The sequence below is a fragment of the Microbacterium sp. ISL-103 genome, assembly GCF_018613995.1.
Taxonomy (GTDB): domain Bacteria; phylum Actinomycetota; class Actinomycetes; order Actinomycetales; family Microbacteriaceae; genus Microbacterium.
The window spans coordinates 1-11,405 of sequence record NZ_JAGGPD010000062.1 but is presented as its reverse complement, the minus strand read 5'-3'; the positions used below and the strand labels follow the sequence as shown (position 1 = coordinate 11,405).

Genomic DNA, 11,405 nt, shown 5'->3' with positions numbered 1-11,405 from the left:
CCGCACCGCCTCGGCTACGATCTCGCCGACCTCATCCTGGCCCCGTGGGCGCCCGACACGATCGAGGCGGTCGAGCTCATCGGTCGTGACGATCGCGTGCGTCGAGTGGGTGCGGTGTCGCGCTACGACGGACGCCCGCGCCCCGAACGCGGCGACGATGCGGTCGATGAGCGCCGGGTGCTGTTCCTCAGCCGCACCCTCGATGCGCCGCGCCTCACAGAGACGATCGACCTGCTGACAGCCGACGGCTGGGTGGTCGACACCGCAGGAGCGGGCGACGACGATCGGGTCGATGACGTGTGGCCACTGCTGTGTCGAGCGACCGTCGTCGTGAGCGCTGCGGGCCAGAACGGCATCGCCGACCTCGCCGCGGCCGATGCCCGAGCGGTCGTCATCGCCCAGGATCGCCCCTTCGACGAGCAGGAGGCCACGGCGCGCGTCCTGGCCGCGCAGGGTCTGGCTGAGACCGTGCGCGCTGATGCGTCGCCGGCCGAGGTCGTGCAGAGCATCCGTCGTGCAGCCGCATCCACCCCACGATGGAGCGGATGGCAGGTGACGGGCGCCGCCGCCCGCGCGGCCGCCGCGATCGACGAGGTGAGCGCATGAGCACTCGTGTCGCCGTCATCACCCCCGCGTCGATCAACCGTCTCGACCACCTGCACCGCCAGCGCCGCTTCCTGCGCGAGCTGCCCACAGCCGATATCGAGATCGTGCGGATCGAGGCCTGGCTCGACGCGGACGAGCTGCCCGCTCCGCCGGCGGTCTCATCGGTTCACGTGCCGCCGGGCCGCGACGGCATGCGGGTCGGGGCCGCGCGCAACGCCGCCGCACGGCTCGCTCTGACTCTCGACGTCGACCTGCTGGTGTTCCTCGACGTGGACTGCCTGCCCGGCACCGCACTGCTGCAGAGGTACGTCGAGGCCGCGCGCACCCATCCGGGCGACCTGCTCTGCGGGCCGGTGACCTATCTCGAGAGCGTGCAGCGCCCCTCGACGCCGCTCGATCTCGACGCCCAGACCCGCCCGCATCCGGTACGACCTCTGCCGCCGGAAGGAGCGGTCGTGCCAGCGACCGACGACCAGTTCGACCTGTTCTGGTCGCTCTCGTTCGCGGTGACACCGGCGACCTGGACGCTTCTCGGCGGATTCGACGAGGTGTACGAGGGGTATGGCGCGGAAGACACCGACCTCGGACGACGAGCCCGATCGCTCGGCATCGGACTGCAGTGGGTCGGCGGCGCGCACGCCTACCACCAGTGGCACCCGGCCGGGTCTCCGCCCTGGCGTCACCTCGACGACATCCTGCGCAACGGAGCTCTGTTCGCCGAGCGCTGGGGCGAGTGGCCGATGGGCGGCTGGATAGACGCCTTCGTCGAGGGCGGCGCCGTCGAGCCCCACGGTGACGGGTACCGTCGGGTCGGCAACGCCTAGCGCGCGACGCCTGAGCGCATGAGCAGACGCCGGATGCCGATGACGGCCGCGCCCACTGCGAGTTCACCGACGATCCGCGCGGCGAGCGTCGCCAGCAGGACGCCCGGAACCAGGTGATCGGGCGAGAACACCGGCAGCGCGACGAGGAAGAGGGCGACACCCGCGGCAGCGGCTGCGAGAAGGATGCGCGCCGAACGGGGTGCGGTGCCCCGGCGCAGCGGCAGCACGAGATCGAGAGTGACCGCTGCGCAGAGCATGGGCACGAGCGCCAGCAGACCGATCGGTGCGATCGCCGAGATCAGCACACCGGTGACGAACGCCGCGAGCGTCGCCATGCCCGGCGTGCGGGTGACGACTCGCGCGAGCAGCGGCATCGCCGTGTGCACCGCCGCGACGAGCGCGTACGCGGGCGGGGATGACACCGCGAGCACGGTCGTGAGCGGCACGACCATCGCGAAGAGCAGCGCCTGCACGGCGCCGAAGGCCACGGCGATGAGCAGTGCACTGGTGGGCGTCCGCTTCGCGGTGTTCGGCCGGGCCTCGTGCATCCCTCCAGCCTAGAACCGCACGGCGCGGCGCCCCGTCCTCGACCGGGTTGCGAGACGGGACGCCCTCGGGCCTTCCCCGCTCCTGGCACCGGTGTTTCGGCATATCGTAGGTATGCACACGATCCGGGGGAGGAACCGATGCAGGGATTCGCGGCGCCCACGCGCTCGGATGCACCACGCGTGCCGCAGGACGTCATCTCCCGCCCCCGACTGGTCGCCGCTCTGCAGAACGACGATGCACTGACGCTGCTCCGTGGGGCATCGGGCATGGGCAAGACCGTCGCGATGGCCGAGTGGGCGCGTACCTCCGATTCGACGGTCGTGTGGATCCCGCCGGTTGCCGACGGATCGAGCGCGTCGCTCGCCCGAGGCGTGCTGCGAGCGCTTTCGCGCGGCGGGCTCGCACCGACGGATGCAGCGGACTCCCCCACCCCGTGGGCCGCCGTCGCTCAGAGCCTGGACGACGCCGAGCATCCGATCGCCCTGGTGCTCGACGATGCGGCCGACCTGGAACGCGAGGCCGTCTTCGACGTGTGCCGCACGATCTCCGCCGCGCCGAGGGCACGACTCATCGCCGCGACGAGTCGGCGCAGCGCCTTCGACGGCGACGGGCTGAACCTGGTGATCGACCGCACGCTGATCGGTCCGGACGATCTGCTCTTCGACGTCGATGAGATTTCCAGGGCGCTGGGTGTCGATGACGCCGCCGCGGGCGAGATCCGTGCGGCGACAGGTGGGTTCCCCGCCCTGATCCACGCCGCGTCGAAGCAGACCGTGTCCGGCGATCCGTCGCGGCTGGTCGAGGCCGCCTCGCCGGCGGTCGAGGAGTACATGCAGGCCCGGCTCGAGCGCTCCGGCGTCAGCGCCGCGGCACTCACGGCGCTGGTGCGGCTCAGCATCGCCGGCGCGGTCGATCTCGCTTCCGCGCGCGCGCTGACGGGAGCGGAGGACATCGAACGCATCCTCGACGACGCAGAGACGTTCGGCTTCGGCAGCTGGACGGCCGACAGCCTGTTCTCGTTCTCGCCCGTCATCCGCACGCTGCTGCGCCACGAGCTGGTGCGGTCGCACGCCGCCGAGATCCCACGCCTCCTGCGTGTGACGGTCGAGGGTGCGCTGCAACGGCGGGCGCCGATGGATGCTCTGCAGCTCGCCGTCGAGCACGACGACCTTCCCCTCGCGTCGCACGTGATCATGTCGGGGTGGAGCCGGCTGCTCGACCGCCACGGCCCCGAAGCCGTGCGGTTGCTGCGCGGGCTGCCGGTCGCGAGGCTCAGAGACCAGCCGCTCATCGCCATGCTGCTGGCCATCTGCTACAACGCCAGCAGGCTTAGGCGCCTGCGAGGCCTGCAGCTGATGCGGGTCGCGATCTCGGCGGCGAACTCCCGCCGCAACGGCCTGGCGCCGACCGAGCGCGTCTTCATCTGGGCGGCCGAGAGCGCCGCCCTGCGGCTCATCGGCATGTCGGAGCGCGCGGCTCAGGTGGCCACCCGGGCACTGAACCTGTACCGGGAGACGGCCGAATCTGTCTGGGAGCCGTATGCCCTCGAGATGCCGCTGCTGTGCACCCACCTCGGCATCTCGCTCTACTACGGCGGGCGCGAGGATGCCGCGATCGAGTGCTTCGAGAACGCCGCGTCGATGGCCGCATCGCGTGACCTGAGCACGGCGTTCCACAGCATCTCGCTGCTCAGCGGCATCCACGCACTGAACGGCGACATGCCCGAAGCCCGGCACTATGCCGAGTTGATCCGCGAGAGCTCATGGGATCAGGCGCAGCTCGACGGCTACCGAGGCACCTTCTACCGCGTCGCCGAGGCTCTGCTCGCCATCGAGGACGGCGACGTGGGGGCCGCGCGCGAGCACATCCGCGTCTTCGGCCCTCATCGCTCGACCAGCGAGCACTGGGCCACGATGGGCATCACCGAGGCCTGGGTCGCACTGCATGAGGGACGAGCGGCGGCGGGGCTCGAACAGCTCGAGTCGCTGCGGCGGATGCGCGGGCGCGAGGCGGGAAGCGCTCACGCGCGACACCTGCTCAGCCGTTCGCGCGCCCTGCTGCATCTCGCCGTCGGCGACGTGGCCGCGGCCCGCGAGACGCTGCGCCACGACGCCAAGCCGGACGACTTCGGCACTCTCGTCGAACGTGCGCGCCTTGCGGTCGTCGAGGGCGAGGCGTCGGAGGCGGCCCGGATGCTGGCGCAGGCACGACAGGAGCCGCAGACGGCACGGCACCGTGCGGAGGCCGCAGCCGTGCAGGTCGCCGCCCTGCGACGCACCGCCGGTGGAACCGCCGCCCAGAGAACGGCGGAGGCCCTCGGCATCCGGCTCGACGAGCGGGAGCTGACGACGCCGATCGCACTGTTCGACCCCGACGACAACGAGTTCCTGCGCGAGGCCCTGGCATCCCACGGCATCCGGCGACACCTCGGCACCGCGGTCCTTCCCGCCACCTCTGATCGCCCGCGTCTCTCGTCTCGCGAGCGCGTCGTGCTGCACGCTCTCACCTCGGGAGCCTCGCTGCAATCGATCGCCGCCGACCTGAACGTCTCGCAGAACACGCTGAAGACGCAGCTGCGCAGCATCTATCGCAAGCTCGATGCGCGAAATCGTCTCGAGGCGCTGGAGCAGGCCGCGAAGCACGACCTTCTCGCCGACCGCTGAGCGATCGGCTGTGGCAGGTCCTGCTTCGCGACAGCACGAGGCCCCCGGCCCCTGCGCGATGCAGGAGCCGAGGGCCTCTCGTCGTGCGGGCGGCTCAGCCGATCGCTGCGCGTCGACGCAGGATCAGGAGCGCTGCTCCCCCCAGGAGCAGGGTCAGCGCGAGCACCAGCACCCAGGGTGCGAGCTGACCTCCCGTGATCGCCAGCGGCGTCTGGACAGGCTGCGCGGTCGCACCCTCGAGGGTCGTGAGCGGCTCGCCGCCCGGGCCCGTCGCCGCTGCCGTCGCCACGTTCTCGAGCGTGACGCCGGCGGCGTCCGCATCGACCGTCACCGCGTAGGTGATCGTCACGGTCTCGCCCTCGGCGAGGTTCCCCGTCCACCGCATGTGGTCGCCCGTCACCACGGGGGCCGCGACCACGCGATCGCCGACCATCGCGACCACGTCACCCGTGAGCGTCGCGTGGTCGAGCACCTTGCCGAGGTCATCCGTGATGACGACCCCCTCGAGGTCGGTCTCACCCGTGTTGACGCCCGTGAGGGTGTAGGTGAGCACACTGCCGATCGCCACCGCGGTCTGCGAGTCGACATCCGCCGTCTTCGCGAAGGAGAACCCGGGAGTCCCCACCCGGTGCTCCGTCGCCGCAGAAGGCGGAGTGATCTCGCCACCGCCGGGGCCGACGGCGCTGCCTTCGGCGACGTTGGCGATCGTCTGACCGCCCGCATCGCCGTCGACGGTCACCGAGTAGGTGATGTCGACGCGCTCGCCGATCGCGAGCGAGCCCTGCCATGAGAGCTCGCCTTCCTGCACGACCGGAGCCGTGACCGCCACTCCCCCGACGGTCGCGACCACGTCGCCGTTGTACTCGGCATGAGCGAGGACGCCCGACAGATCGTCACCGATCACCACGGGGTCGAGCCTGGTCTCGCCCGTGTTGATCCCCGTCACCGTGTAGGTGATGACGCTGCCGGGATCGACGCGCGTGCCCGAGGCCGGGTCCGCGGTCTTCACGAGTTCGAAGCCGGGCTCGTTGACCGGGTTCACCGTGACCGCCGGAGGCGTCTCGATCGGCGGCACGTCTCCCGGAGGGGTCGCGCTGCCGGTCACCGAGTTCTCGAGGGTGTCGCCACCGGCGTCGGCGTGCACGGTCACCGAGTAGGTGATCGCGACCGACTGCCCGACCTGCAACGGACCGGTCCAGGTCAGCTGCCCGTCGGCGAGCACGGGAGCGTCTGCCGATTCCCCGTCGACGAGGGCCACCGGGTCGACGGTGACGTCTGCGTGCGCGAGCACGCCGGTCAGGTCGTCGACGATCTCGACCGGGGCGAGCGCGGTCTCGCCCGTGTTGACGCCGGTCACCGTGTAGGTGACGACGCTGCCGGGGTCGACGGCCGTGCCCGAGGCGGGCGACACGCTCTTCGACACCGAGAACCCGGGAAGGTTCACGGGGTTCGAGGTCGACTCGACCGGAGGGGTGATCTCCTGCCCGCCCGGGGGCGTGGCCGTGGCGGTCGCGGAGTTCTCGAGCACATCGCCCGCGGCATCCGCTCCCACCGTCACCGAGTAGGTGATCGTCACGGTCTGACCCACGGCGAGCGCACCCGTCCACGAGAGCTCGTCGCCCTCGATCGTGGCGGAAGAGGTCGCCGAGCCGTCGATCGTCGCGACGATGTCGCCGGTGAGCGACGAGTCCGCGAGCACGCCCGAGAGGTCGTCGACGATCGCGACCGGGTCGAGCGCCGTCTCGCCGGTGTTGACGCCGGTGAGAACGTAGGTGACGACGTCACCGGGGTCGACCGCGGTGCCGGATGCCGGGTCGACGGTCTTCGAGAACTCGAAGCCGGGCTCGTCGACCCGATGCTCGGTCACCGACGCCGGCGGCACGATCTGCGCGCCGGGCGTCGTCGGGCTCGCAGGATCCCTCGGGTCGACCGGGATGCGCGGAGTGGCCGCACCCCTCGCCGTGTTCGTGACGGTCTCGCCGCCGGCGTTCGCGTCGATCGTCACCGAGTAGGTGATGACGACGTTCTGCCCCGGGGCGAGGGTTCCGGTCCATGCGAGGGCGCTGTCGGCCACCTCGGCGTCACCGCGCGTGGCGTCGACATCGCCGTTGTACGACGCCGCGGACAGCACACCCGAGAGGTCGTCCGAGATCTGCGCCGGATCGAGCACGGTGTCGCCCGTGTTCGTCCCGATCACGGTGTACTCGATCACACTGCCGGGATCGACGGCGGTGCCGGTTGCGGGGTCGGCCGACTTGCTGACCGTGAAGCCCGAGCCGATCACCGGGTGCTCGGTCGATACGGCGGGCGGAACGATCGGGTCGCCCGTGAGCGGCGCGCCGGTCGGGTCGGAGGGGTTCGGAGTGGTCGGTGTGGCCGATCCGGACGCCGTGTTGGCGAGGACCACGCCCGAGGCCTCGTCGTCGACGATCACCGAGTAGGTGATCGTCACGATCTGTCCGGCCTGCAGCGTGCCGGTCCAGGTGAGGTCGGTGCCCGAGAGCATGGCACCGCCGGTGGTCAGCTCGACGCCGTCGGTCGCGGTCGTGAGGTCGTCCGCGTACTGGGCGTGCGCGAACACACCCGGGAGGTCGTCAGTGATGGCGGCCGGCGCCAGGGTCGTCTCGCCGGTGTTGGTGCCCGTGAGCGTGTATTCGATGACGTCGCCCGGCTGCACCACCGAGCCCGAGCGCGGGTCGGCGGTCTTGATGAGGGTGAAGCCGGCGACAGGATGCTGGGTCGTGACGGCGGGCGGCACGATTGGCTCGCCGTCCGGGGGCGTGCCCGAGGCGGTGACGCTGTTGGCGATGGTCTCGCCCTCGACGTCGTCGTTCACGATCACCGAGTAGCGGACGGTCAGCACCTGACCCGGCTGAAGGATGCCCGACCAGGCGAGGTCGTCGCCGGTGACGGTGGCCGCCCCCGACGTGACCTGGACGTCGTCGATCGAGGTGATGACGTCGTTCTGGTATTCGGCGAACGCGAGCACACCGCTCAGGTCGTCGGCGACCTCGACCTCCTCGAGTGCCGTGTTGCCGGTGTTCTCCGCCTGCACCACATAGGTGATCCGCTGTCCGGCGTGAACTGCCGCGCCGTCTGCGGGGTCGGCGGTCTTGGTCAGGGCGAGTCCCGGGGCGAGTCGCACGTTCGAGAAGGTGCAGGTCACATCGGTGCCGAGAGCACCCGCCGGCTGAACGACCTCGTTCGTCGCGCTCACCGCGACCGGGGTCGTGGATCCATCGGCGTTGATCTGCTCGCAGACGAGCGAGGCGTCGTAGCCGTCGAGATCCGTGGTTCCTGCGGCCGTCTCGGCCAGGGCGAACGTGTCACCCTGGTTCGTGAAGACCGGCCCTGCGTAGTCCGGCTGCAGGCCGGGTGCATCGCCGGTCGTCGTCGCCGTGGTCTGCGCGACGCTGTACCCCGCCGGGGACTGGATCGAGAGCCCGAACTGGTCCGTCGACGCGTGGCGACCCTCGGGCACATCCTTCTTGAGGCTGAGCGTGTTGGGGAACGTGCAGCTCGACATGTCGGTCGGCGAGAAGCTTCCGAGCGAGGTGCTGTTCACCGTCACGCCGCGCGGAAGGTCGACCTCGATGATGCGGTTTCCGCCGCCCGAGGCGGAGACGAAGATGTGGCCCAGGTTTCCGAACGCGATGCCGTTTCCCTGCACGCCGGCGCCCATGTCGTGCACCAGCTTGGCGCCGATGGTGGCCGTGCTCGACTCGAGCGTGTCAGGAAGGTCGGCCGAGTAGATGTACTGGTCTGCGACGAGCACCAGCTGACCCGACGCGCTGAAGGCCATGTCGCCGTTCGCGCCGAACGCGCTGCTGCCCGTCGTCGGGCGCAGCGTGCCGACCTGCACGTAGGTCTGCGGGCTGACGCTCTCGTTCCACGCGTACAGGGCGATGGCGTTGTTCGCCGTGCTGCTGGCGAAGTAGTAGACGCCGGTGACCGGGTTGACGGCACCGCGCAGCACGGCCGAGCTCAACGTGAACGGCGTGCGGGTCGTCTCTTCCGTGACGCGGTCGTACTTGGCCAGCACCTTGTTCGACGAGCTGTTCGTGACCGTGTACGCGAACCGACCGCCGGACGAGATGCCCAGACCGTTGTCGGAGTGCCCGGTGCCGAAGCCCGCGCCGCCGAGCGTCCCTCCGTTGCCCTGGGCGCCGCCCTCGGTCACCGCGAACTGGCGGATCTCCGTCGAGCTCTGCACGAAGACCGCATCGGGCGTACACAGGAACGGGTCTGCCGCGGCCGCGGGTGCGGCCGTGATCGTTCCTCCGACGAAGATCATCGACGACGCGACGACAGCCGCGCTGACCATGCCGCTCACGAACTTGCGCATGATGCGCCGACCCGGCGCCACCGGCTCGGTCACGGGCGATTGATGGCGCTTTCGCGCACCACGAAATATCACGACTGCTCTCCCCTTGTCGCATCCGACGCGCACTCGCGCAGTCGGGGCCCGCCGCCCCCTCGGCGGCATTCGCAGGGCGCTGACAGATGGTGAGCGCTCGCTTCGGGCCTCCGTAAGCCTGCGGTCCGCGTGAGGCCACGACCGGCGAACGCCGCGAAAATCACCCCCGGTTTTCACCCCTGGGTGACCGGGCGAGCAGCCGTGGCGAGGTCAGTCCAGCCGCGCCGAGAGCTCTTCGACGATCTGGGCGATCTCTCGCCGAGCATCCGCCAGGCGCACGACCTCCGCGTCGAGGGTCGTCAGCCGCGACGACGGAGCCCCGTGCCTGCGTGCGATCTGCAGGTTCGCGCGCACGTTGAGCGATGCGCCGGTGTGACCTGCCAGAAGCGCCTCCGCGGCGACGGCGAGGTCGACGGCGATGTGCGGGTTGCCCGCCTCGACGAGCATCCGCAGATCCGACAGCATCGCGAGCCCCACCGCCCCGACCTGTGCGGCCGAGCCCGCCGCCTCGACCGCGGCATCGCTGACGCGCTCATCACGCGACGGATCGTCTGCCGACAGGGCGAGAGCGGCTCCGAAGTGCGCGGAGACGACACCGTCTTCCTCGACCGCCTGCAGAGCCTCGGCGCGGCGACGCGCCAGACGTGCGACCGACGCCGATGCCCGCCGGTCGTCGGGGGTGTAGCCCGCGACCATCCCCATCAGCGACGCCGCGATGGCGAGCATCACGCCCGACGCGGCGCCGCCGCCAGGAGACCCCGTGGGCTGACTGAGGGCGTCGAACCAGGAGTCCATCGGGGTGGATGCGGGAATGTCGGCCGGATCCTCCATGGTCGCCACACTATCCGTCGGCCCCGATCGACCCAGACGGTGGCGCGCTGCTGCGAGGCGTCGTAGCATCCAGGGACATCGCCGACATCGGAGGCTCCCATGACGCAGCACACCCTCGAGCTGGCGGAGGTCGATCTGGTCTACGACGTGCACGGCCCCCTGCCCACCGCAGACGGCCGCCCACCGCTGATGATGCTCGGGCAGCCGATGGATGCGAGCGGGTTCCAGGCTCAGGTGCCGCTGTTCGCCGACCGCACCGTCGTGACCTACGATCCGCGCGGCCTCGGCCGCAGCAGACGGAAGGATGGCGGGGTCACGAACGAGCCCGCCACGCAGGCCGAGGATCTGCACGCCCTCATCGACGCGCTCGGCGTCGGCCCGGTCGACATGCTCGCCAGCAGCGGCGGCGCGGTGAGCGCGCTCGCGCTCGTCACTGCCCACCCGCACGATGTCGCCACCCTGGTCGCGCACGAGCCGCCGATCGATGCGGTGCTGCCCGATGCGGATGCCGTGCACCGCGCCCGCGTGGCGTACACACGGGTGTACACCGACAAGGGATGGGGCGCCGGCATGGCGGCGTTCATCGCGCTGACATCGTGGGAGGGGGAGATCACCGAGGAGTACTTCGCCCAGCCGGTGCCAGACCCGGCGGCGTTCGGCATGCCGACGCAAGACGACGGCTCACGCGACGACCCGCTGCTGTCGGACAGGTCGTGGGCGGTGCCGCTCTACGAACCGGACATCGAGGCGTTGAAGGCCGCCCAGACGCGGATCGTGGTCGCCGTCGGCGAGGAATCGCTGAAGGTCTACACCGGGCGCACGGCGTTCGCCCTCGCGGAGCGTCTCGGACAGCAGCCCACCGTCTTCCCCAGCCACCACGGCGGGTTCGTGGGCGGTGAGTTCGGGTATGCCGGCCAGCCCGAGGCGTTCGCGGTGAAGCTCCGCAGCGTCCTCGACGAGCGGTGAGCCCGTAACCGCTGCTCGCCTCGGGCGCAAGGCCCTCGGCGCACTCCCCCGGTGGCGATTAGCGTCGGCCGCGATCGGAAGGAGAACCTGTGAGCACGCACATCGAGATCGACGGCAGGAACATACTCCTTCGCGACGACCAGCCCCTCAGCGAGGTCATGGCCAGGATCGAAGAGGCGGCCTCGGCACCGCCGGCATTCGTCACTCTCGCCGGTATGGATCAGACGGTCAGCGTCCTCATCCGATCGACGACGCGAGTGATGATCGCGGTCGAGAAGCCCGGACACTTCGAGCCCGACCGCGGCCCGTGGGAGCTACCGTTCAGCGAGTGGGAGCTCTGAGGCGCGACTCCGCATCCGTACGATGGAGGAATGCAGGCCCTCGACACCTTCGCGCTGGTCGGCGAAGTGCTGTCGTGGATCGGTCTGGGGATCGGTCTGCCGCTGCTTGTCGTGGCGATGCTGATCCGCCTCGTCGAGGGTGCCTGGCTCGACATCGAGCTCGCCGTCATCGATAGCGCCGATTCGCTGATCGCTCTCTGGTTCGCCG

The 11,405-nt window shown here is 70.5% G+C and carries 8 protein-coding genes; 5 read left to right on the top strand and 3 right to left on the bottom strand.

Features of this window, described 5'->3' with window-relative positions; translation table 11 throughout:
* Together J7E68_RS02940 and J7E68_RS02935 are read left to right on the top strand one after the other, a co-directional pair.
* On the top strand, positions 1 to 606 hold a 606-nt coding region (locus J7E68_RS02940; RefSeq protein WP_285224739.1), incomplete at its 5' end, for a glycosyltransferase.
* The gene (locus tag J7E68_RS02935) at positions 603 to 1,430 is read left to right on the top strand and encodes a galactosyltransferase-related protein (protein WP_215169695.1); all 828 of its coding nucleotides are present in this window, start codon (positions 603 to 605) and stop codon (positions 1,428 to 1,430) included. The genes J7E68_RS02940 and J7E68_RS02935, both read left to right, overlap by 4 nt.
* Here J7E68_RS02935 and J7E68_RS02930 read toward each other — a convergent pair.
* Entirely contained in the window at positions 1,427 to 1,978 is a 552-nt protein-coding gene (locus tag J7E68_RS02930) for a hypothetical protein (protein ID WP_215169694.1), read from the bottom strand. The genes J7E68_RS02935 and J7E68_RS02930 overlap by 4 nt on opposite strands.
* Positions 1,979 to 2,116: 138 nt before the next feature.
* Here J7E68_RS02930 and J7E68_RS02925 point away from each other — a divergent pair, with 138 nt between their 5' ends.
* Positions 2,117 to 4,642: a LuxR C-terminal-related transcriptional regulator gene (locus tag J7E68_RS02925; protein WP_251048569.1), complete on the top strand. Its 2,526-nt coding sequence runs from the start codon at positions 2,117 to 2,119 to the stop codon at positions 4,640 to 4,642.
* A 94-nt stretch (positions 4,643 to 4,736) separates the two neighbouring features.
* On the opposite strand, the gene J7E68_RS02920 is transcribed toward J7E68_RS02925, so the two are convergent.
* Positions 4,737 to 9,020, bottom strand: a complete 4,284-nt coding sequence (locus J7E68_RS02920; protein ID WP_311416141.1) for an isopeptide-forming domain-containing fimbrial protein — start codon at positions 9,018 to 9,020, stop codon at positions 4,737 to 4,739.
* A gap of 249 nt (positions 9,021 to 9,269) precedes the next feature.
* A complete protein-coding gene (locus J7E68_RS02915) occupies positions 9,270 to 9,890 on the bottom strand; it encodes a cyclodeaminase/cyclohydrolase family protein (RefSeq protein WP_215169693.1) in 621 nt (206 codons plus the stop codon).
* Between the two features lie 99 nt (positions 9,891 to 9,989).
* Between J7E68_RS02915 and J7E68_RS02910 the strand changes: the two genes are divergently transcribed.
* On the top strand, positions 9,990 to 10,856 hold the full coding sequence (locus J7E68_RS02910) for an alpha/beta fold hydrolase (protein WP_215169692.1): 867 nt from the start codon (positions 9,990 to 9,992) through the stop codon (positions 10,854 to 10,856).
* Between the two features lie 89 nt (positions 10,857 to 10,945).
* Positions 10,946 to 11,197, top strand: a complete 252-nt coding sequence (locus J7E68_RS02905) for a hypothetical protein (RefSeq protein WP_215169691.1) — start codon at positions 10,946 to 10,948, stop codon at positions 11,195 to 11,197.
* Positions 11,198 to 11,405 lie beyond the last annotated feature (208 nt).